The organism is Paraburkholderia sp. SECH2 (assembly GCF_030464795.1).
Classification (GTDB): domain Bacteria; phylum Pseudomonadota; class Gammaproteobacteria; order Burkholderiales; family Burkholderiaceae; genus Paraburkholderia; species Paraburkholderia aspalathi.
Genome location: NZ_JALPRH010000011.1, coordinates 84,474 through 110,023, shown reverse-complemented (window position 1 = coordinate 110,023; position 25,550 = coordinate 84,474). Strand labels below are relative to the sequence as shown.

At 58.9% G+C, this 25,550-nt stretch carries 20 protein-coding genes and 2 pseudogenes; 11 read left to right on the top strand and 11 right to left on the bottom strand.

Annotation, left to right across the window (positions count from 1 at the left end):
- The first annotated feature begins 2 nt into the window (after positions 1–2).
- The 6 genes from M0D66_RS19715 (at position 3) to M0D66_RS19690 (ending at position 6,737) form a co-directional block, all read left to right on the top strand.
- Positions 3–806 carry a DUF4123 domain-containing protein gene (locus tag M0D66_RS19715; RefSeq protein WP_266211350.1) on the top strand — a complete coding sequence of 268 codons (804 nt, stop codon included), beginning with the start codon at positions 3–5 and terminating at the stop codon, positions 804–806.
- 36 nt (positions 807–842) lie between these two features.
- A complete protein-coding gene (locus M0D66_RS19710; RefSeq protein WP_165184164.1) occupies positions 843–3,404 on the top strand; it encodes a T6SS effector BTH_I2691 family protein in 2,562 nt (853 codons plus the stop codon).
- Between the two features lie 10 nt (positions 3,405–3,414).
- On the top strand, positions 3,415–4,383 hold the full coding sequence (locus tag M0D66_RS19705) for a DUF6708 domain-containing protein (RefSeq protein WP_266211344.1): 969 nt from the start codon (positions 3,415–3,417) through the stop codon (positions 4,381–4,383).
- Between the two features lie 187 nt (positions 4,384–4,570).
- A complete protein-coding gene (locus tag M0D66_RS19700; protein ID WP_266211342.1) occupies positions 4,571–5,089 on the top strand; it encodes a hypothetical protein in 519 nt (172 codons plus the stop codon).
- A gap of 215 nt (positions 5,090–5,304) precedes the next feature.
- Positions 5,305–5,589, top strand: coding sequence for a PAAR domain-containing protein (locus M0D66_RS19695; RefSeq protein ID WP_154875264.1), 285 nt, complete (start codon positions 5,305–5,307; stop codon positions 5,587–5,589).
- Positions 5,590–5,768: 179 nt separating this feature from the next.
- Positions 5,769–6,737: a DUF6708 domain-containing protein gene (locus M0D66_RS19690; protein WP_266211338.1), complete on the top strand. Its 969-nt coding sequence runs from the start codon at positions 5,769–5,771 to the stop codon at positions 6,735–6,737.
- Between the two features lie 235 nt (positions 6,738–6,972).
- On the opposite strand, the gene M0D66_RS19685 is transcribed toward M0D66_RS19690, so the two are convergent.
- From M0D66_RS19685 to M0D66_RS19670, 4 genes are all read right to left on the bottom strand, one after another.
- A complete protein-coding gene (locus tag M0D66_RS19685; RefSeq protein ID WP_266211336.1) occupies positions 6,973–7,875 on the bottom strand; it encodes a plasmid partitioning protein RepB C-terminal domain-containing protein in 903 nt (300 codons plus the stop codon).
- Positions 7,872–8,774, bottom strand: a complete 903-nt coding sequence (locus tag M0D66_RS19680; protein WP_266211335.1) for a ParB/RepB/Spo0J family partition protein — start codon at positions 8,772–8,774, stop codon at positions 7,872–7,874. Before M0D66_RS19680 ends, M0D66_RS19685 begins: the two co-directional genes overlap by 4 nt.
- The gene (locus M0D66_RS19675; RefSeq protein WP_266211334.1) at positions 8,771–10,336 is read right to left on the bottom strand and encodes a recombinase family protein; all 1,566 of its coding nucleotides are present in this window, start codon (positions 10,334–10,336) and stop codon (positions 8,771–8,773) included. Before M0D66_RS19675 ends, M0D66_RS19680 begins: the two co-directional genes overlap by 4 nt.
- 168 nt (positions 10,337–10,504) lie before the next feature.
- Positions 10,505–10,948, bottom strand: a complete 444-nt coding sequence (locus M0D66_RS19670; protein ID WP_266211332.1) for a hypothetical protein — start codon at positions 10,946–10,948, stop codon at positions 10,505–10,507.
- A 243-nt stretch (positions 10,949–11,191) separates the two neighbouring features.
- Here M0D66_RS19670 and M0D66_RS19665 point away from each other — a divergent pair, with 243 nt between their 5' ends.
- Positions 11,192–11,326 carry a hypothetical protein gene (locus M0D66_RS19665; protein WP_266211331.1) on the top strand — a complete coding sequence of 45 codons (135 nt, stop codon included), beginning with the start codon at positions 11,192–11,194 and terminating at the stop codon, positions 11,324–11,326.
- A 1,193-nt stretch (positions 11,327–12,519) separates the two neighbouring features.
- Here M0D66_RS19665 and M0D66_RS19660 read toward each other — a convergent pair.
- From M0D66_RS19660 to M0D66_RS19650, 3 genes and pseudogenes are all read right to left on the bottom strand, one after another.
- Positions 12,520–12,891, bottom strand: a pseudogene (locus M0D66_RS19660) (ParB N-terminal domain-containing protein); the annotation flags it as partial.
- A pseudogene (locus M0D66_RS19655) lies at positions 12,888–14,054 on the bottom strand (recombinase family protein); the annotation flags it as partial. The pseudogenes M0D66_RS19660 and M0D66_RS19655, both read right to left, overlap by 4 nt.
- Before the next feature lie 462 nt (positions 14,055–14,516).
- Entirely contained in the window at positions 14,517–15,383 is an 867-nt protein-coding gene (locus tag M0D66_RS19650; RefSeq protein ID WP_266211329.1) for a GyrI-like domain-containing protein, read from the bottom strand.
- A gap of 255 nt (positions 15,384–15,638) precedes the next feature.
- On the opposite strand from M0D66_RS19650, the gene eat reads away from it, so the two are divergent.
- Genes eat through eutC form a run of 3 tightly spaced genes read left to right on the top strand, consistent with a single transcriptional unit; the run spans position 15,639 to position 19,262 of the window.
- On the top strand, positions 15,639–17,042 hold the full coding sequence (eat, locus tag M0D66_RS19645) for an ethanolamine permease (protein ID WP_054037086.1): 1,404 nt from the start codon (positions 15,639–15,641) through the stop codon (positions 17,040–17,042).
- 43 nt (positions 17,043–17,085) lie between these two features.
- Positions 17,086–18,480: an ethanolamine ammonia-lyase subunit EutB gene (locus M0D66_RS19640; RefSeq protein WP_266211325.1), complete on the top strand. Its 1,395-nt coding sequence runs from the start codon at positions 17,086–17,088 to the stop codon at positions 18,478–18,480.
- The gene (gene eutC / locus M0D66_RS19635) at positions 18,477–19,262 is read left to right on the top strand and encodes an ethanolamine ammonia-lyase subunit EutC (protein ID WP_266211323.1); all 786 of its coding nucleotides are present in this window, start codon (positions 18,477–18,479) and stop codon (positions 19,260–19,262) included. The genes M0D66_RS19640 and eutC overlap by 4 nt, the downstream gene beginning before the upstream one ends.
- 16 nt (positions 19,263–19,278) lie before the next feature.
- Here the strand turns inward: eutC and M0D66_RS19630 are convergent, their stop codons facing one another.
- Positions 19,279–19,674, bottom strand: coding sequence for a DUF779 domain-containing protein (locus M0D66_RS19630; RefSeq protein WP_171925241.1), 396 nt, complete (start codon positions 19,672–19,674; stop codon positions 19,279–19,281).
- A 64-nt stretch (positions 19,675–19,738) separates the two neighbouring features.
- Positions 19,739–21,259: an aldehyde dehydrogenase gene (adh, locus tag M0D66_RS19625; RefSeq protein ID WP_266211321.1), complete on the bottom strand. Its 1,521-nt coding sequence runs from the start codon at positions 21,257–21,259 to the stop codon at positions 19,739–19,741.
- 324 nt (positions 21,260–21,583) lie between these two features.
- Here adh and M0D66_RS19620 point away from each other — a divergent pair, with 324 nt between their 5' ends.
- Positions 21,584–22,627 carry a helix-turn-helix domain-containing protein gene (locus tag M0D66_RS19620; RefSeq protein ID WP_266211319.1) on the top strand — a complete coding sequence of 348 codons (1,044 nt, stop codon included), beginning with the start codon at positions 21,584–21,586 and terminating at the stop codon, positions 22,625–22,627.
- Here the strand turns inward: M0D66_RS19620 and M0D66_RS19615 are convergent.
- Together M0D66_RS19615 and M0D66_RS19610 are read right to left on the bottom strand one after the other, a co-directional pair.
- The gene (locus M0D66_RS19615) at positions 22,624–22,929 is read right to left on the bottom strand and encodes a zinc ribbon domain-containing protein (RefSeq protein ID WP_234476975.1); all 306 of its coding nucleotides are present in this window, start codon (positions 22,927–22,929) and stop codon (positions 22,624–22,626) included. The genes M0D66_RS19620 and M0D66_RS19615 overlap by 4 nt on opposite strands.
- A 65-nt stretch (positions 22,930–22,994) precedes the next feature.
- Complete coding sequence (locus M0D66_RS19610; RefSeq protein ID WP_266211317.1) at positions 22,995–25,499, bottom strand: heavy metal translocating P-type ATPase; 2,505 nt, start codon at positions 25,497–25,499, stop codon at positions 22,995–22,997.
- Positions 25,500–25,550: the final 51 nt, after the last annotated feature.

The following is a 25,550-nucleotide window of genomic DNA, read 5'->3' as shown; positions in this document are numbered from 1 at the left end:
CCATGGACCAGTACCTGATTGTGGAGCCCGACAACGGCCTCGTTGACCTTGGCACGGCGCCACGGATGTACGAAGTCGGCGAGATTGTCCCGGCTGCGATGCCGGAACTCAAAGGGGTGATGCCGATGCTTTACGCAGTGGAGCACCCTGAACAGCAACTTCCGGCTATCGAGACCATTGCGGCTCGGGACCTGCAGGAGGGCCTCGCACCGCGCGTCTGTGCGCTGCTTGAGACTGATGCAAGCGCCGATGCATTGATGCGGCACGTCAGTGGCATGCTTGCGCTGCCGCGCGAACCCGAGGGCCACTCGGTATTCCGATTCTACGACCCTCGGGTGTTTCGCAACCTTGGATGGGTGCTTCGACCGGAACAGCTATCGCTCGTGTTCGGACCGGTGCTGCGCTGGCGCTATTTCTCAGACAGTGGATGGCTGACAGTGGAGCGTCCGGCGGTCGCGCCTGCTCAACGCCTGTCGCCGTCGACTGACCAGTGGGCATCGCTGCGCCGCCTTCATCTCATCGAGCAGGCACTGCAGTCCATCCGGAACGCTGGGGAGCCCGTTGATGAGCGCACCCCTCGTCAGCTCGACGCCCTGTTCACGAAGGGAGCCCGATATCGCCTCGCGGGAGAGGACCTGACGGTGTTTGCCGTACAGGGCTCGCTGGTCTCACCGAATTTCGACCGACATCCGAAGGTCGCCGCGGCGCTTCAGCCGGGGCAGACGTCGTCGTACTCGGAAATCACCGCTTTGTGGACCGATGAAAACTGGGCGCAGATTGCGCAGGAAGCGGCGCTGTACGCGTAACGCAACAACACATAACGCAAGGCAGAGAGAGTAACTATGGGTACCATTCCGAAGGTCCAGGCCGCATCGGCAAACGCCAAAGCCAATGCAGCGTGCCAGAAGTCCTGCAACATGTGTGAAAAGACGGGTCTTCTGATTCTGCCGGTACGGTATTCGGCAGCTGCCGCGACCAATGCGCACAATCTCGGCGCGGCCACGGCGCTTGCGTTACCGAAGGGACCGTTTGGTGACGGCGTCACAGGCGTAGGTGCCAAGAAGGCGACCTACTTCTTGCGCTCGGTGCGCAAAGGGTTCATCCACGTCTATTACCCATCCCAAAGCAAGTGGCAAATCTATGGCGTGACGTCCGAAGGCTATGTCTTCAACTACCCGCTCGACGTCGACCTGCCCGAAACGCAGGAGAAAGGATTCAACTGTCAGCAGACCGGGCACAAGGAACTCGCGCAGTGCATCAGCATCGACCATCCGCAGAAGGCAGGCAAGGTCTATCTGGCTTTCAGCGACGTACGCTGGACGGCTCCTGTGCGCAAGCGTTATGAAGCCAACGAAAATGGTTGCAGGGACCACCGGATGCAGCTCTTCGATGCAGCGGGATGGGCGAACGGCAGCCATTCGCAGAAGCATGCCCAGACCATTGCGCACGTTACCGACTATGTGCTCGAGTACAAGGGCGGCGTGGACGTCGCTGCATCTTGCTCGCCGTTTGCCTTCAAGGACCGCGCAAGCGAAGCGAGCGGGCTCAAGCAATTTACGGACGCACACGACAAGGGCAATGGCGTCTTCTTCGCACTTTGGGACCCAGCTGGCATCACGCAGGAGCTCAACGCCGAGCAGTTTGTAGCGATGGGTGCGGCCATGAAGCCGTATCAGAGAAAAATGTGGACGGCGAGCGCGATTGACGGAATGAAATCCTCTATCGAAGAAAGTGCAGAGGAGGACGAGAATGCGGCCGCAGAGCAGCTCAAGGGACAGTCGGCTGAAACGTACGCCCTTTACTCCCTGTTTGATGGGGGGAAGGCCTACGAAAAGGCGGTCAAGTCCATCGACGAGCAGAAGGAACGGGAGATGGATTCGGTGAAGGCAGCTGCCTGGAAGCCGTACACCGAATCCTACAGCCAGAATGCGGTGACGCAGTTCCGCAATGACATGAAGACGCAGATGCAACAGATAGAAGACACGGTGCTCAACCCGCTCGCAGACGACTATGTCGCCTGGCTAAAGGGCACGCAGCTGAGGACGGTGTTTGCGTGGGACTTCCATGAACTCGATGTAGCAAAGGGCGTCGAATACGCCGAACTCTTCTACGCATGTATATATGGGTCGGCTGACCGCAGGGTGGTCTATGACCTGGTCCTCGAATGGGCCAAGGGAGACTTGAAGGACCGCCACAATCCGCTTCTGCGTTCGATGATTCTGAACCACGACCCGTCGGCTGAAAAACTGAAGGAAGCGGCAGGATTCCCTATGCTTGAAGTGCGGGAGCCGGCCGCGAAGCTCATTGAGCTGAACCACTCTGCCAACGAGATTCTCGAGAAGGAAGGCCGGGGCCTGATTGTGCGGGCCGACAAGGCAGTGGCTGGCATGCTGCACGAGCTGGGTGGTCCGATTGCCGGCTTTATCGCCAAGACTGGCGATACAGCGAGTGTCCGGGTTCTCACAGCGTGCATGAGTCTGCGTTCGCGCACCACCGTCATCTACAAGCCCGTCGAAGGAACCGTCAACCAGTGGATTTCCTATATGGCGCGCCAGATGTACGAACAGATGCCCGCGAACAAACGTCCAAGCCTGGGTTCGCTGAACGCGAACCTGCGTAAGACTTTCCAGAGCTCTTCTCCCAAGGATGGCCCAATCAAGGTTCCGCAGTTCATTGTCTTCAACGCCGATGAGGCTCTCCAGGCGTCATCGGGCGCTACTTCCCTCAGTGGCAGGGGGACGGCAATCTTTGCACCGGGAGTGCGCGCGGTATTGACGGAAGAGAACATCAATGCAAGCTTTCTTCCAAAATTTCGGGCTGCGACACAGGGTGAAGTTGGATACGGCGTCATCGGGGTTATCTTCAATGCGGTGAACTGGATGTTGGCTAGCAAGGAGTTGGCAAAGTCCAGTGCGCTGAACCGCAAGGAGAACCATGACAAGTTCGTTGCTGCTATCGTCTCAACGTGTGCGGCGTCCTTCCAGACGGTTGGTAATGGAATGAAGGCATTTAGCAAACTGGGGGGGCGTTATTCGCAGCTGTTGCTGAAATGGGGCACCGTTATCGAAATTGCCTTCCGTGTCGTAGGTGCGGTAGCCGGATTAGTCGGGGCGTGGTATGACCTTCAGCAATTCAAGACCGAACGAGAGTCCGGACATGCGGGCCTAGCCTCCTTGTATTTTGCATCTGCCGTTACAAACGGCCTGCTTTGCCTTGCCATGATTGCCGGCGCGACCGTCCTGATTTTTGCGCTTATGGTTGTGCTTGTTGTCATCGGTCTTTTAATAGCATGGAAGAAGCACCGGGAAATCGAGGAATGGCTCAATAAGTGCTTCTTCGGTACAGCGACGGAAAAGTTCTCAGAACTCGACGAACGCAAGCAGTTCGAAGCGCTGACCTCATAAGCGAGTCACCATGGCATACGATTACCTGACAAAGATTCGAATCAACCGTCCACTAACCGAGGAAGAGGTCGCACGGCGCATTAATGTTCACAAGCCCGTCGTCGATGAAGCTGCCGATGCTTACACCGTGTTCGGGATGAACGATGTTTATCTCGAAGTCTGCGACGCTTCTTACTCGCAGGTTGGCTGGGGCCTTCTTGCTTTCCTGCTTTGTTTCCCGGCATTTGCTTTACTCACCGTGGAAGCCGCGCAGAGCGCGATTGTCGATACGCCGGCGATGGTCAGGAACGGTGAACAGGGGGTGTTCAGTGCCGGCATGTGGGTCTTTACCGTGATTACGGTGCTGTGCTGCGTGCTCACGGTTGTGATACTTCTGCGCGATTGCTTCAACTACAGGCACAAGGCCGTGCGCTTCAATCGCCAGACGCGAATGGTGTACGCCTTCCGGCACAACGGGCCGGGCGGAGTAATCGCGGTACCTTGGGACAAGGCGTTTTTCTACCCGCACCGGTTGCCTTCCAATGGGCTGGCGGGGGGAGCGCCAACACTGATGCGGTGCTTTGTCCTTGACGACGCCGGAAAGAAAATCGTCAACACGTTCAGCTTCGGTGCTCGTACGGTCAACGGCGCAGACGAGTCCACTCCGATTGGCAAACAGGTCCTCTATCAGGTTCAGGCCAACTTCGAGTTCATCCGGCGGTACATGGAGCAGGGTCCGGACGCGCTACCGAAGGTCGAACGGTATCTTCCGCGAGGCCCCTCTCTGCGCGCCTCAATGAGCGTCTGGTTCTATGGCATAGGAGCTGTCGGCAGTGCTGGCGGTGCCATGCGCGTTGTCACCATCCTGCTTTCGGGGCCGATATTCCTGCTGTCGATACTGCATTACATTGCGCAACTGACGAGCCGGGAGCCGGTATGGCCGACGGAGATAGAAGCCGCCTGCGGCAACTCAGCGTCGCCCGCAATGGCTCAAGCCTGAGGTTGCGGGCTTCCTTTGCTGTGTGAACGCGCTACTACTGTCTCGCCCGGATTCGCTTGAGTGAACTGCCAGACCTGCGTCGCGGCCAAGGTCAGCACGTTAGCCCGTGTCGCAACGCCACTCCCTTCCGGGCACTGATTCGCACGCGGGCAAACACGTCAACATTTAACTTGTCACCATATATCCGATGCGAAAGAAATGCGGCCTTCTCTTCTGTGCGACGACGCTGATTTTCCTCACAGCCTGCCACAGCGCATCAGACAGCCCGCTAGCTCGCGCAGCCGCCACGCTCGCAAAGACGGAGGCCCCGCATGACGCCCAGTGGGTCCAACTCGAAAGCAGTGACGCGGCCGTGCAGGAGTGTGCCATCAAGTTCCCGGACGCTGACCACCCCTGGACCGCGCGTATCGGACTTAAGCCGGGGCAATATGCTATTCACGCTCGCATCCAACAAGATGGGACAACTGGTTCCTGGTCGTCAGGCGAGGTATGGTCGGACGCGAAGACCGATGACGGCAAAGACACGCTGGATGAGAGCACGCTCAAGGCGAGGTTGCATGACTGCGCCACGCACGTAATGTCCGTCGGTTTGCTTGAGAGCAATCTTGGCCCCGACAACGCCGTCGTAACGGGACTACGTGCGCTGGAAAAGCAGGATATCGAGAATGCGAAGGCGCTTCGCAAATCGGCGCAGAGCGGCAGCTAGGGCTGGTGTGCCGTCAAACAGCCAATTCGAGTTCACAGCATCGCGACACCGCCGAAGCGGCGTTGAGGTCATTTGATATTCGCCGTCAGTGCTAACGTTAAAACCGAAGCCTCGTTTGATGGGATTCCCGCGTGGCCTGACCGCAAGAGTTTCGGCTCAGAAACGCGCTCTGCCATTTGCCGGAATTTATTGAGCGAGAAGGAGGATGTCTTACCATGAGCCGCAAATTTATACTGAAAGACGACACGACTACCCACAACGGTGTGGTGCTAGACGGCATCGCAGGTTCGTCGTTCGACGGCCGGCCGTTGGCCTATCTTGGGGCTCCTGTATCGTGCCACACGTGCAACACCGAGGGCATCATCATCAGCGATGGCTCGCCTCATACGATGAGCGTGATGGGCAAGCAGGTCGCGCTCGAGAACGATTTATGCCAGTGCAAATGCGAGCCTCTTCCGAAGCTGGTGGCGTCGCAGACCATGGGCTCACTAACATCCTGATTGGCGCAAGCTCATTGCGGTCTAGCGACGACTTAACAGTTTTCATTCAAAGAGAGTCGGTGTCGATAAGCCGTGGACAAAGTGCCGCGACTAGGGTGAACTGCTGGTGCCCGCCGAGTCGTTTTGCGAGCTGCCTCGGAGCTTAAGAGGAATCGCTAGGGCAGCGTAAGCGAGAAGATATGGCGTATGACTACATGACCAGGGTGGGGTTGAATCGCCCAGTTGACGAGAGTGAAGCGACGCGGCGCATAGACGTCCGCAAACCGGTCGCCGCCGAGGCTGCTGACGCCTATACCGTGTTCGGAATGAACGATGTGTACCTGGAGGTTTGTGACGGCTCATATTCGCAGGTTGGATGGTGTCTGCTTGCCTTCCTGGTTGGGTTCCCTGCGTTCGTATTTTTCACGGTCACTGCGATACAGGGCGCTGTGGAGATAACTCCGGCGATGGTCAGGAACGGTGAGCAGGGAGTCTTCAGCGCCGGGATGTGGTTTTTTGCGGTGGTGGGAGTGCTTAGCTGCGCGTTCACGGTGTTGCTTCTCCTGCGCGACTGCTTCAACTACCGGCACAAATCTGTGCGGTTCAACCGCAAGACTCGCACGGTGTATGCGTTTCGGCACAACGGCCCGTGCGGTGTCATCGCCGTTCCATGGGATAAGGCATTCTTCTTTGTACACCGGCTGCCCTCCAACGCCACGTTTGGCGGAGCGCCCACTCTGATGCGCTGTTTCGTTCTTGACGACTCCGGCAAGAAAATCGTTGACACCTTCAGCTTTGGGCTTCGGGCAGTCAACGGAGCGAAAGAGTCCACGCGCTACGGCAAACAGGTGCTTTATCAGGTCCAGGCCAACTTCGAGTTCATTCGCCGTTACATGGAAAGCGGTCCGGAATCGCTGCCACCTGTGAAAAGGTATCTGCCGCGCGGACCTTCTCTTCGCGCCTCCATGAGCCTATGGTTCTACGGACTGCGCGACATTGGCGGCGTTAGCGCGGGACTCCGCATTTTTTCCCTCGTACTCAGTGTCCCGGTTTTTTTGCTGTCCGTGCTTCACTACATTGCACAGCTAACCTGTCGTGAACCGATATGGCCGGAGGACGTCGAGGCAGCATGCGACAACGTCCGGGCAGCGGTTGTAGCGGAAGTGTGACTGGCGACGGACGCCGCCCTATGCAATGGCCTTAGAAGGCGCGAGCCCGTTTGGCCCGCGGACGTGGAGGTTGCCTGCTTCTAAACGATGTTGTCGATGTAAAACGGCGCCGCTGTTGAGCAAAAACCAGAGAAAGATGCAGCATCGCCATTGCGTGGCGCAGACGTCAAAGCGATGGCGCTCATCTCGCAGTGCGTCGTACGCGGCGTGTTACAGCCACGATGTCAGGGTTCGGCTAGAGGACCGTGCCGAATTGCTGCTGGTCGAGAGAAATGGTTGCAATGATGGACTCGAACTCCGCCATCAAATCCGGATGACGTTGAGCAACGTATTGCCGTGCAGAATCATTTTCGAGGAGCTTGGCGAGATACCCTTTCGCAAGCACTAAATTCAACACGTCTTGACCATAGTTCTGTTCAACGAGTTTGTACTGCCCCTGCAGATTGCTCATCTCCCGCTCCATTTTTGCCATCTGCTCCGGGCTAACGCCGGTCAGTTTGCGTGGTTTCTTTCCCTCCACAAGCCGCGCTGCAGGCGTAGCCACCAACAATGCCTCGGCGTAGGAGACTGACACATTGTTCGCGGCCACCATCAGCTCAACGCATTCGACCTGCCGCGTGGGCTTCATTTTGCGAATAGCGCGAACAAGCTCCGGCGAGAACTGCCGGTCTCCGAGAAGTTCAGCCGCCTCTGGGCACACGCCGTCGAGCAGCGACATCTTCTTTATAATCTGGGATACATCCACGGAAAGAGCTTTCGCCAATCGTTCGGGCGGTACGCCTCGGTCAATTACACGCCGAATCATATAGTGCTCCTGGATTGTCGAGAGACGATTGACACGGTTGTTATACGTGTAGCTCTCGTCGTCGGTCGCGACAAGACAGGCAACCCGCTCGTGCCCCAAGTCCTGGACGGCAAGTAAGCGTAGATGCCCATCTAGCAGAACATGTTGTCCGGAAGACTGGTTCGCAGGCGTTACGGAAAGCGGTTCGATGAGGCCTACCTCCTCAATGGAGGTTCTTATCTGCTTGAATTTACGCGATTCGACCACGGGCGCCGGTATTCTGCGCGATGGCAAGATGCAGGAGACCGGTACCGACAATGGCTCGGGGATGAATCCGAGAGTTACGCCAGTCATGTGGCACTCCCGGTTGGCCAAACGCGTTCGGCAAGATACTTCGGCAGACTGGCCAGTCCCTCCGCGCGCAAGAGGTTGATGAAGTTCTCATCGGCGAACAGCTGCCTCAATGCACCGACGACAAACAGCAACCGCTGTTGTGTGAATTCGGATTTTCTGACCATGGATTTCTGACGTTCTACCTCGCGCTCATACGTCCGCACGAGACTCGATGTCGTGACGGCTGCAGACTTGCCGGTCATATTGTGCGCAGTGCTTCGCCCGAGTGTCTTTCTGCGCTCGATGACGCGGCGAGCGCTCATCAGTTGCTTGCCCCGCAATTTTCCCGACTCATAGGCCTCCTGGAGCGCTGCCTGTATTTCCGCGTCGTTGTCGCCGGCGCCAACAATCATGAGGGCGGCATTCAGTGGAACGAGGCCTTTCTCTACTGCAACCACAAGCCTCTCTTCTCCCTGATGCAGCAGCGTGAGGATGCCGTGAACATAAGTCGGTGCAAGACCTGTTTTATCGGCAATGACCTTTGGCGCATATCCCTGCTCCTGCAATTGCCGAATGCCGGCAAGCCGTTCGAGTGGGCGACACTGTCTGCGCGCGATGTTCTCAGTCAGACTCATTACGAACGCGTCCTCATCGCTGACGCTCACCACGAGTGCGGGAATAGTCGCTTCCCCGAGCGAGCGGAACGCCTTCAATCGCCCCTCGCCGCACACAAGGAGGTACTTTTCTATGCCGCTGGCCGTTGCTCGCGGCGTGACCACGATGGGTTTCTTGAGACCGATGGTCTTGATGTTGTCGACGATTTCATGGAAAACTCGACTGTTACGTTCTCGCGGATTGATAACTTCAATCTGAGAGACGGGGACCATCCGGATTTCGCCGGGCTGCTGCCGCGAGTTCACGCTACTCTCCTGAGGCGGGCGCGCTCGGCCATGCCATAGAGGTAGTCCAGCGTATCAAAGCGATAGCTCTCAAACTCGATTGGATTCTGGTCGGCGAGGTGAATACGCGGTTGTCCAAAATCCAGACGTGGCAACAGGTAGTAGTCCAGCGCCGAAGCATTCGTGTGGTCGAGCCGCACCGCGACTGTGATATCCGGCAGGAGACTCGTATCGAAGCGCACTTTCCAATGATTGCGGCCATTGTCATGCGCCTGGCAGCGCGCGAGCACGATGCACGCCGTGAATTCGTCGTTGACCGTCAGGAGGTCGGTTGCCGGGTCGCGTATCACCGTGCCGCCCAAATCCGAGATTTTCCTCTCCGTCTGCGCAATGATTTCCGGATGCAGTTGTCGCAGGAAGCGGTTGGTCTCAATGTATCGATAATCTCGGCCGGGGGTAAAACCGACTGCCTGATAAGCACGAATTAAACTGCCGAATCGGTACACATAGACCGACGTAGAAGGCATGCCATCTGTTTCATCAATCACTACGCCGGACAGAAAACCGCGACTGCGGAACAGGTTGCGCAGTCGCTCGATTAGCTCCTCATTCGAGTAGTGACGCGCTCTCGCTCTCATGATGCCCTGAGCCGTGTAGAACGTTTCGCTTGGCACAATTGCCTGAAATGCCCCCTCCTTTCGAATCCACATGTCCGGTGTGTTGGTCACCCGCATCTTCTTCAGCTTGAACGACACCCGGTTGTAAACGTTGTTGCCGATGTATTTCTCGTTGGTCAATACTTCCCGTACCGTTGCTCGTGTCCACTCCCGGTCAAGGTCAGTCCGTACGTTCATGCCGTTCAGGCGAGCCGCGATTTCGTATTCGTCGAGCGACCCGTCGATAAACCAGTTGTAGATTAGATTGACGGTTCGCACTTCGCTTTCCGGCCCCGGCATGAGGACTACCCGGTCCGTTTGCAGGCTTTTATGCTCGCCGCGGCACAGTTCGGCTTTCATTAGACCGTGCTCATCGACCAATACGCGGCGCAGTCCATAGCCGGCCGGCCCTCCTTGCCGGAACCCCATCTCAATTAATCGGCACTGGCCAGCGAATACTTTTGCGGACAATTCTCGGCTGTACTCGCCAGCCATTGCCCGCTTTACCCCTTTCACGATGGTAGAGACAGGCGACCCGTCGTTCTCAAACTGCTCGGCGCAGTACGCAACCTGGATGCCAGCACGGCGGCAGATGTACTCGTAATACGCGCTCTCGTCGGCATCTTGGAATCGCCCCCAGCGACTCACGTCATAGACGAGGATTACGCAGAAATCCGCCTTGCCATTGGCGACATCGGAGATGAGATTTTGAAGTGCCCGGCGACCGTCGATTCGCAGACCGCTTTTACCCTCATCGGCATATGTGCGCACGATTTCGAATCCGCGGTGGGTTGCGTAGTCTCGAATTCGGTCGCGCTGATTCTCGGTCGAATACTGCTGGTGTTCGGTCGACATGCGGACGTACTCAGCTGCCCGTCCTGCCAGGGAGCCGGCTACGACTGCTGCACCCGCGTTATTGAATGACATTCTCCGCTCCGCAACTCAGACACAAACACGCGGTAGGCACCGAGCGCAAGGGGAGCCCCAAATGCGAACGCCGCGGCTTCACATCAGGCGGTGGCGTTGGAAAACGAACGGTGACAAGGCAAAGGTAGCAGGCCCGACGCCAATGTGTATCACGTCATCTCTTTGCAATCATATGGGCGGTGCTGTCGGCGCAGAGAGCACGGCTATGTGGACGGTCCACACGTCCATTTTTGCAGCGCCGGCATCATCCGCATGACGCAGCACGTAGAAGCCAGAGCCCAGCGGCCGAGGGAGTTCGATGACATCCATCTTTGCAATCGGCTTGAAACTCCGTCGTGCATTGCGCATCCGCTGCATGCTGCTGTTGCGCTCTCGATACGCCGGATGTGCAGCTCGATACTCGCGCCAATAGTTTGAGTGGCCTGCGCGCCATCTCGCCTGGGCCCGGGCCTGGTTGTCGCGATAGTCGCGGTCGATACGGAGCCGGTGGTTCTGCCAGTCGCGTCGACGAGCGCGCTGGCAAGCTTCCGACGAGCAGTAACGCTGATGGGGAACATGCGCCAGCGGCAGGAACGCGCTGCCACAGGCGAGACAGAGGCGGGGCGATTTCATGAGTGCCCTCCAGGTCGGGTTGCGACGGGCGGACGCCGACGCCTCGACCAGCCACCGAAAGCACCGGCTCGAGACGGAATCCGGCGGGGAACGTTCCGGCGCCAACGCAGACTAATTCGCTGATGGTTACGGTGTCGGTCCGGCTGACCGGCATGGCGGCCCTTCGGTTTGCTGGACTGCATGTGTACATGAGCGCCGTACCGTACAGGTGATATGCTCACGGTAAATAGGGAGAAATCCGCCATGATGGAAAAAGTCTTTCGTTTTGCTGAGTCGCACCAAAACGTCGACCGTTTCATCTCCCGGTTGGGTTGGGGCGCGGTGAGCCTTGGCGCCATTGCAGCCGTCGTCCTGGTGATAGCTTTCGCCCTGAAGTAAATCCAGTCGGGGACAGAACGGTCCCGCGAGAATCCTCGATGCCTCCTGAGCTTCCGGCCTCAGGAGGCATTTTTCCTTTGCGCGGGCGCAGGCCGAATGCCGCTAGGTTTGCCACGTCGTCAGGTGGTCCAGGTGGAATGCCACACTCACTGCGGGGAACATGCGGCAGCGGCACGAACGCGTTGCCACAGGCAAGGGGATTTCATGAGTGCCCTCCAGGTCGGGTTGCGACGGGCGGACGCCGACGCCTCGACCAGCCACCAAAAGCACTGGCTCGAGACGTACTAGAGAGCGGCTTACTCGGTAATCGCTTCGTTAAACGGCCATCGCTGTTCGCTTGGTGCGTTAGCAGGCCAAGCTCAGAAACTTGGACATTTCTTGATGGCGGACGTGCATCGAGATGGCTCGCTCACGAGCGCAAATTGCCAAAATTGCTTTATCTGAAGCGCAATTTTTTGCGGCTCTCAATACAAACCTGAGCGACGGCTGCTGATGGGAGAGGACCCGTCCCGTCGCCTGCTCCCGTACATGTCGGAGATGGCCGTGGACGGTTGTTCTCAGTTTATGCATCCACTTTCTCGCATTATGGGTTCGCCCTCAGCCCCAAACCCTTGTCCCATAAGGCGCGATTTCTCGGGTTATGGGTCTCGCTACACTGTCTTGTCGTAGGCCGCCAGAGTAATTGAGACTGGCGCCACAGTTTTGCGACCAGCAGACGCTAGTTAGTGAGACTGCCCTATACGTTTCTGTAGATGGCGTCAAAACCGGAGAAGAACGGCCCCGTAAGTTGGCAAGCTTATGGGGCCGTTTTTTCATTAATAGCGACATCCGACACGAGCGTCCGAGATGAGAGCAGCGGGATGACGAAGCTGGGGTCCTAGAGCGCGAGTATTTTCTGGAGGGCCGTTTTTCAAACTGACGTCGACAAATCGTGGAATTTGGCGAAGTCGGTGACGGTGGAGGTTACCGAGCATCTGGCAGCCTCCATGTTGTCGTTGAGAAAAAGAAACGTTTCCCGCAGAGGCGAGTACTTGCGAAGTCGCTCTCCCCGAAATCAAATCTATCCCTCCTGTCGAGTGCTCTACCAGCACAACGGGCGAAGTCGCAGCACGATTCGACGATTTCTTGGAGGCAGTCTATTCGGAGGGCCGCTCGGGGTGGTCGGAGCAAGAGCTCATATTCACCTTCGACGTATATCCCTGCTCCTGCAATTGCCGGATGCCGGCGAGGAGTTCGAGTGGTCGGCACTGCCGACGCGCAATGTTCTCCGCGAGACTCATGATGAATGCGTCTTCGTCGCTGACATTCACCACCATCGCCGGAATGGTCGTCTCGCCAAGTGAACGGAAAGCCTTCAGGCGACCCTCGCCACACACAAGCAGATACTTCTCGACGCCATCCGCTGTAGCACGTGGCGTGACCTTGATCGGCTTTTTTAGGCCAATCGCCCTGATGTTGCCGACGATTTCGTTGAAGACGCGGTTGTTACGCTCACGAGGATTGATGACCTCGATCTGGTCGACCGGAATCATCCGCACCTCACCGGTTTGTTGTTGCGGGTTCATGCCACCCTCCGGAGGCGGGCCCGCTCAGCCATGCCATAGAGATAATCAAGCGTGTCAAAACGGTAGCTCTCGAACTCAACCCTGTTCTGGTCGGCGAGGCTGATGCGCGGCTGGCCGAAATCCATGCGTGGCAGGAGGTAATAATCGAGCGCCGCGGAATTCGCGTGGTCGAGCCTAACGGCTACCGTAATGTCCGGCAGCAGGCTCGTGTCAAACCGGACCTTCCAGCGATGCCGCCCATTTTCGTGTGTCTGGCAACGCGCGAGAACGATGCAGGCAGTGAACTCATGGTTGACGGTGAGCATATCGGTGGCTGGATCGCGCTGCACTGTGCCACCGAGATCGGCGATCTTCTTCTCCGTCTGCGCAATGATTTCCGGGTGAAGCTGACGGAGGAACCGGTTGGTTTCGAGATAGCGGTAGTCGCGACCAGGCGTGAAACCCACGGCCTGGTATGCGCGGATCAGACTGCCGAACCTGTACATGTACACCGAGCTTGATGGCATGCCATCAGTCTCGTCGATAACGAGACCGGACAGAAATCCGCGATCGCGATACAGGTTCCGCAGGCGCTGAATCAGCTCTTCATTCGAATAGCGCCGGGCGCGCGCCCGCATGATGCCCTGTGCTGTGTAAAACGTCTCACCTGGTACGATGGACTGGAATGCACCTTCCTTCCGGATCCACATGTCCGGTGTATTGACGACGCGCATTTTCTTGAGTTTGAACGACACGCGGTTGTAGACGTTATTGCCGATGTATTTCTCGTTGGTCAGTACCTCCCGTACAGTCGCTCGTGTCCATTCCCGGTCGAGATTTGTGCGAACTCGCATACCATTTAACCGGGCTGCAATCTCGTATTCATTTAACGACCCGTCGATAAACCAGTTGTAGATGAGATTGATAATGCGGATTTCGCTCTCAGGCCCTGGCATAAGGATCACCCGATCGGTCTGCAGGCTCTTGTGCTCGCCGCGCTGAAGTTCTCCTTTCATGATCCCGTGCTGATCGATGAGCACGCGGCGTAAGCCATATCCTGCCGGTCCCCCCTGCCGGAAGCCGAGTTCGATCAGCCGGCACTGGCCGGCAAACACCTTGGCCGACAATTCCCGGCTGTATTCGCCGGCCATTGCCCGCTTCACGCCTTTCACGATGGTGGATAAGCGACGCGCCCAAGGGTTGTCAACGCATTGGCAGTGCGAATCAATCTTTCGCGACAAAGTTTTACGTAACTGCCGTCTAGCCCGCAAAGGCGGTCCATTTTTACGACCGCAGAGTTCGATCTTCGCACCGCCGCACTTATCCACAACCCCCTCTGGACAACTTTTGTACAAACCACCTGACACGTTGTGGGCGAAACCTTGATAAACCGGCGACCTCGCCAGGTCAGTCAAAAGTTTTCCCTGGCTCCACCGTCCTGTTCGCCCACCCTCCGCAGGGTTATCGATTCCGCATCCTCTTGATCCGTAAACGAAGATCCAAGTTATCCACAGAAAAGTGAGGTGCTTGTTAACTATTACTACGTATACATATACAAAGACTATAAAAACCAGAGAGGCATCCCCAAACCCCGCTGCGTAAACATGCACAACGCAAGCACAACAACCAAACCAGAACCAACCCCCTCAAACCAACGGCAAACAAATCTCCGTCAGCAACTCCGCTGGCGCAGTCTCCTTCGGACTATTCAAATACTCCTCAAACACCGGCGCATCCGCAGCCTCACGCCCCGACTGCACGAGCCACGTCCCATACAACCACTCATAAGCCGCCCGCATATCGCTATACGGTCCCTTATGCCGCAACACCGCGTACTCCCCACCCTTCACATGCGCCACCGAAACCGGCGGACTGACCGTCACCGAAGCCTGCACTGGATGCGGCAACAACACCCCAGCCTTAGACCGCAACTCATCCTCCGCAACAACACCAGGATCGTCGTAGTAAATCCCGATCATGCGCATCTGTCCCGCCAGCAAATTATGTTTCGCCAACCAGCCGAACAGTCCATCGAACGCCTTGCCGATCTGCATATACGATCCGACGTGATCCACCGACAAAACCTCCATCGGCTCCACGTTACGAATCACCACTTCACGCATTGCCATTTGATCGTCTCCTGAAAGTGCCGGACGAAACCGGCTATGCGTACCCTGCTTGCGATACTGCGCGGGCGGAATACCAAAAACCGCGCGGAAGGTGCGAGTGAAAGACTGCAAACTGCTATAGCCCGAGCGCTCGGCAATTTCAGCGATCGGCATCGAGCCATTCGCCAGATACCCTGCTGCGCGATGCAAGCGCAAGCGACGCACGGTCGTCGCCACCGTCTCGCCATACATCGCCTGAAAGATGCGATGCCAGTGATACGGCGACATGCAGGCGATTTGCGCGAGACGATCGATATCCAGCGGTTCGTCGAGATGATCGTAAATATGGTCAAGCACGCGGCCCAGCCGCGTTTCGTAGCGCGCCCGATTGTCCGATTGGTTCATGACTAAGTGGCCAACAAAGAGAAGATTGCCGAAGGGATGCGAATCAAAGTACCACGTCCCCATTTACCAAATCCTGCGAACTTGGCCAAAGCGCGCTTGAACGGAATTAAGCGTTCACTGACACAATCGCGCCCGAACTTTGCCGAATTTCGATAACACGTTGAATAATGGCTTACTACCATCGGCTGAAGCCTGTCCGCCCATGCACCGCAAAGCCTTGCGGCGTCGAGCAAGCGAAAACATCAGGAGCACCCGATGAAATCAGAGTCAAAAAGTCAGCACGTCGGTAAAGTCACGCATCACGAGTTGAAGCAGACGCTCGGCACGTGGCAACTGTGGGGGATCGCGGTCGGTTTGGTCATTTCCGGCGAGTATTTCGGCTGGAGCTACGGCTGGGCGAGCGCCGGCACGCTCGGCTTCGTCATCACGGCGGTTTTTATTGCCGCGATGTACACCACCTTCATTTTCAGTTTCACCGAACTCACCACGTCGATTCCGCATGCGGGCGGCCCGTTCGCTTACGCGCGCCACGCTTTTGGCCCGACCGGCGGTTATCTGGCGGGCGCGGCGACCTTAGTCGAATTCGTGTTCGCACCGCCGGCGATCGCACTCGCGATCGGCGCCTATCTGCACGTGCAGTTTCCGGGTCTCGAACCGAAACACGCGGCGATGGGCGCGTATCTCGTCTTCATGGCGCTGAATATCGTAGGCGTGCAAATCGCCGCGGCTTTCGAGTTGTGCGTGACGCTGCTCGCGATCTTCGAATTGCTGGTGTTCATGGGCGTCGTGTCGCCGGGGTTCCAGTGGGCGAATTTCACGAAGGGCGGCTGGTCTGGCGCGGACACCTTCAGCATGGGTTCGTTCCACGGCATGTTCGCGGCAATTCCCTTCGCGATCTGGTTCTTCCTCGCGATTGAAGGCGTGGCGATGGCTGCTGAAGAAGCCAAGAATCCCAAGCGTTCGATTCCGATTGCTTACGTCGCCGGTATTCTGACCTTGGTCGTGCTAGCCATCGGCGTGATGGTGTTCGCAGGCGCCGCCGGCGACTGGACCAAGCTGTCGAACATCAACGATCCGCTGCCGCAGGCCATGAAATTCATCGTCGGTGAACATAGCGGCTGGATGCATATGCTGGTGTGGCTCGGCCTGTTCGGACTCGTCGCGTCGTTTCACGGCATCATCCTCGGCTATTCACGTCAGATCTTCGCGCTGGCTCGCGCCGGTTATCTGCCGGAGTGGCTTTCCAAGGTGCATCCGCGCTTCAAGACGCCGCATCGCGCGATCATCGCGGGTGGCGTGGTCGGCATCGCCGCGATCTATAGCGACGAGCTGATCCAGTTCGGCGGCCAGACGCTGACGGCGAACATCGTGACGATGTCCGTATTTGGCGCTATCGTGATGTATATCATCAGCATGTTGTCGCTGTTCAAGCTGCGCCGCTCGGAGCCGAACATGGAACGCCCGTTCCGCGCGCCGCTGTTTCCGTTCTTCCCGGCGTTCGCGCTGGTGGCCGCGGTGATTTGTCTGGCTACGATGGTCTACTTCAACTTCCTGGTGGCCGTCGTGTTCGCGATCTTCCTCGCGCTCGGCTACGTCTACTTCCTGTTGACGCGCCATCAACGCGAAGCGGCACCGTCGGACGCTTTGCTCGAAGAGTGACGAATCGAGCCGCTGCGCAAGCAGCGGCGATGGAGTCGTAAAGATGAGCTACACCGAGACAATCGGCAGCCGCACGTATCGCTTTGCCGACCTGAAGACCTTGATGGCGAAGGCCAGTCCGCAGCGTTCCGGCGATCAACTCGCGGGCGTCGCGGCGGCAAGCGAGGAAGAGCGCGTCGCGGCCAAAATGGCGCTCGCGCAGGTGCCGCTGCGCACGTTTCTCAACGAAGCGCTGATCCCGTACGAGAGCGACGAAGTCACGCGTCTGGTGATCGACGATCACTCGCCGCAAGCGTTCGCCGAGATCTCGCATCTGACGGTCGGCGATTTCCGCAACTGGCTGCTGAGCAGCACGACCGATGCCGACGCGCTCACGCGTATCACCGCCGGCCTCACGCCGGAAATGGTCGCTGCAGTCTCGAAGCTGATGCGCAATCAGGATCTGATCGCGGCGGCGCGCAAGCGTCCGGTGATTACGCGCTTTCGCAATACGATCGGCTTGCCCGGTCACATGTCGGTGCGTCTGCAACCAAATCATCCGACTGATGATGTCAAAGGTATCGCCGCGTCGATGCTCGACGGCCTGATGTACGGTTGCGGCGACGCGATGATCGGCATCAATCCGGCCAGCGACAATCTTGCCGCGATCACCAAGCTACTGCTGATGATCGACGACTTCCGCCAACGCTATCAGGTGCCCACGCAATCGTGCGTGCTGACTCACGTCACGAACACGATCGCGGCGATAGAAAAAGGCGCGCCGGTCGATCTGGTGTTTCAATCGATTGCCGGAACGGAGAAAGCGAACGCGGGTTTCGGTATTTCGCTTGCGCTGTTGCAGGAAGCGTATGAAGCCGGGTTGTCGCTGAATCGAGGCACTGTCGGCAATAACCTGATGTATTTCGAAACCGGGCAGGGCAGTGCCTTGTCGGCCGATGCCCATTTCGGTGTCGATCAACAGACATGCGAAGTCCGCGCCTACGCAGTGGCACGCAAATTCAATCCGTTTCTGGTGAACACGGTGGTCGGCTTCATCGGACCGGAGTATCTCTACGACGGCAAGCAGATCACGCGCGCGGGTCTCGAAGACCACTTCTGCGGCAAGCTGCTCGGCGTGCCGATGGGTTGCGACATCTGCTATACGAATCACGCCGAAGCCGATCAGGACGACATGGATAACCTGCTCACGCTACTCGGCGTGGCGGGTATCAATTTCATCATGGGCATTCCAGGTGCGGACGATGTGATGCTCAACTACCAAAGCACCTCATTCCATGACGCCCTGTATGTGCGCGATGTGCTCGGCCTGCGTCGTGCACCGGAATTCGAAGAATGGTTAGAGTCCATGCAGATCACCGACGCGCGTGGCACGTTGCTGAGCGCATCGTCACAGCAACCGCTGCTGCAAGGCGCGAATGACTGGATAGGCATCGCATGAGCGACTTCCTCGAAAAGAATCCATGGAACGCATTGCGGCAGTTCACCAACGCGCGCATCGCGTTGGGCCGTGCGGGTAACAGTTTGCCGACTGCACCGTTGCTGGCGTTCAACCTGTCGCATGCGCAGGCACGCGACGCGGTGCATCATCCGCTCGATACGGACGTGCTGCACGAACAGTTGCGTGCGCAAAGTTTCACCACACTGGATGTGCATAGCGCCGCGCCCGATCGCGAGCATTATTTGCGGCGTCCGGATCTCGGCAGGCGCTTGAGCGATGAGAGCCGCGCAGCACTTGGACAACTCAAGGTGGATTCACCCGAAGTGGTCTTCGTCATCGCAGATGGTCTCTCTGCATTCGCTGCTTCGAAGCAATCGATTCCGCTGCTGCAAGCCGTTTGCGCAAAACTCACGGACTGGAAGATCGGTCCCGTAGTTGTCGCACGTCAGGCCCGCGTCGCGCTCGGTGACGAAATCGGCGAACTGCTTGGTGCCAAACTGGTTGTGATGTTGATCGGCGAGCGACCGGGTTTGAGTTCGCCCGATAGTCTCGGTATCTACCTGACTTACGCGCCGAAAGTAGGCTGCAGTGATGCGCAACGCAACTGCATTTCCAACGTGCGTCCCGAAGGTCTTAACTACGAGTTAGCGGCACACAAGTTGCACTATCTGCTGACGCACGCAAGACGCCTGGGTCTCACTGGCGTTGGTTTGAAAGACGACAGCGATTCACTGTTAGCGAGTACGCCGACAACACCCGCGGTCGGCGACGACTCGAACTAGGCGCGACACAGAAACGCTAAGCATCCGCCCGTTCCACCGGATGCGTTTCCAACCACGCGTTCTCTTCATCCTCGAAGAGCCGTGAGCGCGTCAAAAACCGCAACCCGCTCGGCCGCTCCAAAGAAAACATCCCGCCATTTCCCGGCACCACATCGATGATCAACTGCGTGTGCTGCCAGTATTCGAACTGCGATTCGCTCATATAAAACGGCACGCCGGCAATCGTGCCCAGTTTCACATCGGACGAGCCGACCATGAACTCGCTCTGAGGGAACATCATCGGTGCGCTGCCGTCGCAGCATCCACCGGATTGGTGAAACAGCACGGCCCCGTGTTCCGCGCATAGCTTATCGATCAAATCGACCGCAGCAGGCGTGGCGATCACGCGGGCTACTTCCTTCTCATCAGCCATCACATGCCCTCGTTGAAAAAGAGCGAGCCGCGCAATGCGGCCCGCTCGTACAGGGTTGTTGCGCTCAGAAGAAACCGAGCGGCTTATCGCTATAGCTGACGAGCAGGTTCTTGGTCTGCTGATAGTGATCGAGCATCATCTTGTGATTTTCGCGGCCGATGCCCGATTGCTTGTAGCCACCGAATGCAGCATGCGCCGGATACGCGTGATAGCAGTTGGTCCACACGCGGCCCGCCTGGATTTGCCGGCCGAAGCGATAGGCGCGCGTACCGTCACGTGTCCATACACCGGCGCCCAGACCGTAGAGCGTATCGTTGGCGATCTCGAGCGCTTCCTCTTCGTTCTTGAACGTCGTCACAGAAACGACCGGTCCGAAGATTTCTTCCTGGAAGATGCGCATCTTGTTGTGGCCGCGGAATACCGTCGGCTTCACGTAGTAGCCTTTGCTCAGTTCGCCGTCGAGCGTATTGCGCTCACCGCCGATGAGACATTCCGCACCTTCCTGCTTGCCGAGATCGACGTACGACAGGATTTTTTCCAGTTGTTCCTGCGAGGCTTGTGCGCCGATCATCGTCTTCGTGTCGAGCGGATGGCCTTGCGTGATCGCTGCCACACGCTTCAACGCGCGCTCCATGAAGCGGTCGTAAATCTTTTCATCGATCAGCACACGCGACGGACACGTGCACACTTCGCCCTGATTCAGCGCGAACATCGTGAAGCCTTCGAGTGCCTTGTCGAAATAGCTGTCGTCCGCATTCATCACGTCGGCGAAGAAAATGTTCGGGCTCTTGCCGCCGAGTTCGAGCGTCACCGGAATGATGTTCTGGCTCGCGTACTGCATGATCAGGCGGCCGGTCGTCGTCTCACCCGTGAACGCGATCTTCGCGATGCGCTTGCTCGATGCGAGCGGCTTGCCGGCTTCGAGGCCGAAACCGTTCACCACGTTCAGCACGCCCGGCGGCAACAGATCGTGGATCAGTTCGAGCAGCACGAGAATCGACGCAGGCGTTTGCTCGGCCGGCTTCAGCACGATGCAATTGCCGGCGGCCAATGCAGGCGCGAGCTTCCACACCGCCATCAGGATCGGGAAATTCCACGGAATGATCTGGCCGACCACGCCGAGCGGCTCGTGGAAGTGATACGCGACGGTGTCGTCGTCGATCTGGGAGAGCGAGCCTTCCTGCGCGCGCACGGCGCCGGCGAAATAGCGGAAATGGTCGATGGCTAGCGGGATATCCGCGGCCATGGTTTCGCGTAGCGGCTTGCCGTTGTCGATCGTTTCAGCCACGGCGATGCGCTGCAGATTCGCTTCCATCCGGTCGGCGATACGGTTCAGGATGTTCGCGCGTTCGGTGGTCGAGGTCTTGCCCCACGCTGCCTTCGCACGATGCGCAGCGTCGAGGGCGAGTTCGATATCGGCTTCGCGTGAGCGCGGGATCGACGTGAACGGCTCACCGGTGATCGGTGACACGTTGTCGAAGTACTCGCCGCCCACCGGCTTTACCCATTCGCCGCCGATAAAATTTCCATACTGCTTTTTGTACGGGAATTCGGTAGTCAGAAACTGCATCTCTGCGTGATTCATCTGTGTGCTCCTCACATGTTTGAATGGGCTATATTCGGCGCGATATTTCGCTAGCCGCGACAGACTAGAGCCAGAACTGTGCCAATGCACCGCGCTGGTGAGCTGTGCACGTGCAGCAGGCACGCCCGCAGGCATGGCGCGCAGACCTGTTCACCTTGTCAAACGATGAACGTCTCGTTTCTGATCAGTGTGCGCAGCCCTGTTCATGGATTGAACAGGCCGGGAGCATGTGCGGCCGAGGTCAAAGCAATGTAAGGAGCGAATCCGTTCGGCATGGGAATTGCCTTCCAGATCTCCTCAATACTTCGATTTCGTAGATCCGGTATGACGATTGAATTCCGAACCGACAGCCTGACACCATCGACGCACGCACAACAGCCGAGCTTTTGCGTGCAGACCTGTGTCGCCTACGACGCCGACGAGCAGGCGCGCAACCTCCATGGCTGGAGCCAGACCTACGACCAGTTGACTGCGGGCCGCTTCGTCGGCGGTTTGACGGAGTTGTGCCTCGACCACATGCAGGTGTTTGTCGAAACCACCAGCCACACGCTGCGGCAGACCTGCGAGGTGCAGGAAGACGCCTACTGGTTCGGCATTCCGACTTGCCCCGAGGGTTCCGGTCGTATCGATACGCAGGTGATCTCGAGCGATGCGCTCGCGTTTCGTCCGGGCGGGATCGAATTTGAATTGCTGACTTCGGCGGGCTACGAGATTTTCGGTGTGGTGGTGAAGGGGGAAGTGCTGCGCCGCTACGCGGCGGAAGTGGAGCGGGTCGGTCTGGCCGAGCATCTGCCGAACACGGAAGTCGTGTCGATCGGCACGGCTCGCAAGGAGCGCTTGTGCGCGTCGCTGCGTCAGCTTCTCGATGACGGTGCGGCGAACGGCGCGCCGCTGTCCTCGTTTGCACGCAACAATTTGCAGGGCTCGGTGCTGGCCTCGTTGTTCGACGTCGGTGCGTTACCGGCCAATGGGCAGATTGAAATGCCCACGCGTGGGCGGCGTCAGTCGATCGTGTCGGAAGCGCGTGAGTATGTTCTGGCCAATCGCGAGCGCGCGATCAACGTGCCGGAGTTGTGCGAGCGACTGCATGTGAGCCGCCGCACTTTGCAATACTGCTTTCAGGATGTGTTGGGTATGGCGCCCGCCACGTATTTACGCACGATCCGCCTGAACGGTGCGCGACGAGATCTGTGCAACGCGTCACGTGATTCGCGTTCAGTTCAGGATATCGCAGCGGCGTGGGGCTTCTGGCATCTGAGCCAGTTTGCGACCGACTACCGGAAGCTGTTCGGCATGCGGCCTTCCGATACCTTAAAGGCCGCCTTTGGCGCTCACCAGGCAACGGGTCGCCGTTCGTTCTCTCATTAGCGCTGCGCCGCCGCGCCGCATTGCTGGCAGAAACGTGCGCCGGCCGGCAGCAAGGCTTGGCACTCTTTGCATGCGGCCGACGCCAGTGACGCGCCGCATTGCTGACAAAAGCGGGCGCTTGTCGTGTTGACGGCCCGACAACCCGAACAGGTTACGCCGGTCGTCAACGTCGATGCGGGCGGCGGCCTGCCGCCATTACCATCGTCCCGCGAGCCGTTGCCGTCTCCGCGTCCCCAGTCGCCATGTCCGCTACTCCGATACCCACCGCCGTGGTGACCGCCGCCGCGATGCCCGCTCAACATCTTTTCCCAGAATCCCATGTCAACCTCCCTTTTCCGGCAATTGAAACGGGCCTGCTGCCGCACACTTAACTGCGCAACAGCCGCAAGCCATTCGCCACCACCAGCAGGCTCGCGCCCACATCGGCGAATACGGCCATCCACATCGTGCCCAGACCCATCATCGTCAGCACGAGGAAGACGCTCTTGATGCCGAGCGCCAGTGTGATGTTCTGCACCAGCACCGAATGCGTTGCCTTCGACAAACGGATGAACTGCGGAATCTTGCGCAGATCGTCGTCCATCAAGGCGACGTCGGCGGTTTCGATTGCGGTGTCGGTGCCCATCGCGCCCATCGCGAAGCCGATGTCGGCGCGTGCCAGTGCCGGGGCGTCGTTGATGCCGTCGCCGACCATGCCCACCGTCGCGCCTTCCTGTGACCACTGCGCCACCGCGTTCAGCTTGTCTTCAGGCAACTGATTGCCGCGTGCTTCGTCGATACCGACCTGCTGCGCGATCGCGGCGGCCGTGTGCGGGTTGTCGCCGGTGAGCATGGCGGCGCGCACGCCGAGGCGCTGCAACTCGGCGATAGCGGTGCGGCTCGTGTCCTTCACCGTATCCGCGACGGCGAACAGCGCGAGCACACGTTCGGCATCCACCAGCATCACGACGGTTTTGCCTTGTCCCTCGAGCGTATCCAGCCGCGCTTCGAGCGACGCCGAGCAGCGCCCGAGCTCTTCGACCAGCCGATGATTGCCGAGCCAATACGGCAAGCCGTCGATGTCGCCGCGCACACCACGACCCGCCAGTGCCTCGAACGCCTCGACCGTGGCGCTGGTGCTAGCGATGCTGTCGCTTTTCGCCGCTGCCGCGATCGCCATCGACACCGGATGATCCGAGCGGCCCGCAAGACTCGCCGCGAGCGTCCTGCAACGAGCGACGTCGACGTCGGCCAGTATCTCGAACTCGGTTTGCACCGGCTTGCCGTGCGTGATCGTGCCGGTTTTGTCGAGCGCGAGCCGGCTCAGCTTGCGGCCCTGTTCGAGATAGGCGCCGCCTTTGATCAAGATGCCTTTGCGAGCGGCCGCAGCAAGGCCGCTGACGATCGTCACCGGTGTCGAGATCACCAGTGCGCACGGACAGGCAATCACCAGCATCACGAGCGCCTTGTAGACCCATTCGTGCCACTGTCCGCCGAACAGCAAGGGCGGCAGCACCGCCACGGCGAGCGCGGCGGCGAACACGATCGGCGTGTAGACGCGCGCGAACTGATCGACGAAACGCTGCGTCGGCGCTTTGGTACCTTGTGCTTCCTCGACCGCGTGGATGATGCGCGCGAGCGTGGTGTTGCTGGCCGCGGCCGTGACGCGGTAGTCGAACGAACCGGCCTGATTGATCGTGCCGGCGAAGACCGCGTCGCCAACGGTCTTGTCGACGGGCAGGCTTTCACCGGTGATCGGCGCCTGATCGACGCTCGAGCGGCCCGCGACGATTTCTCCGTCGAGCGCGATCCGCTCACCTGGCTTCACACGCACCACCGCGCCGAGTGCGATCGCCTTGAGGTCCAAGAGACGCCAGCTGCCGTCCGCTTGCTGCACGCTCGCCTGTTCGGGCGTCAACTGCATCAAGCCTTGGATAGCATTGCGGGCGCGGTCGAGCGACTTCGCTTCGATCAGTTCGGCGATCGTGAAGAGCACCATCACCATCGCGGCCTCCGGCCACTGTTGCAGGATCAGCGCGCCGGTTACCGCAATGCTCATCAGCGCATTGATGTTGAGGTTGCCGTTGCGGATCGCGACCCAGCCCTTCTTGTACGTCGTGAGGCCGCAGGAGGCGATCGCGAGGAGCGCCAGACACGCTGCCAGCCAGACGGGGGCACCAAGCCAGCCCGCAGCCTCTGAGCCCACCGCAGCGATACCTGCGAGCGCCAGCGGCCACCACGGCTTCGACGGCGCTTGAGGCGCGGCGGCTGCCGTGTCCGGATTCGCGTCTGCCAGTTCAGGCGTGAAGTCGAGCGAACGGATTGCGGCGAGGATCGTTTCGAGGGCGTCCGGCGCGTGCACGACGGTCAACACGTGCTGCATCAGGTTGAAGTCCATGCTGCGCACGGACGGCATGCGGCTGAATTTCTTGCGGATCAGCGCTTCTTCGGTCGGGCAGTCCATCTGCATGATGCGGATCGCGGTGCGCAGATCGCTGCCGACGGCTTCCGATTGCGGGAGCTTGACCGGCGGGGCCGCAGCGTGCGCGGTTCCGCAGCAGGACGCCTCGGCGTGGCTGCGGGCGTGTGCGTGGTCGTGATTGAGCTCGTTCGCTGCGCCGCCATGGCTGCAGCTTTCACCGTGCTCGTGAGCCTGTGCTTCGTGGTCATGCGCCTGGTCGGGGTCATGTGCTTCGCGGCCGTGACCGCAGCTTTCGCCGTGCTCGTGAGCGTCTTCACGAGCACCCGCCTCATGTCCGTGACCGCAGGATTCGGGATGACCGTGGCCATCCGCTTTCTCATCGGAATGGTCGCGGACATGCCCGTCATGCCCGTGGGCACTGGCTTTGGCCCGTTCCGGGCGATCCGCTTCGGCGAGGTTGGCGTGAGGCATGGGTGGCTTCCTGGTTCGATTTGTGGTCTAGTAAACACCTTGAAGCCACTA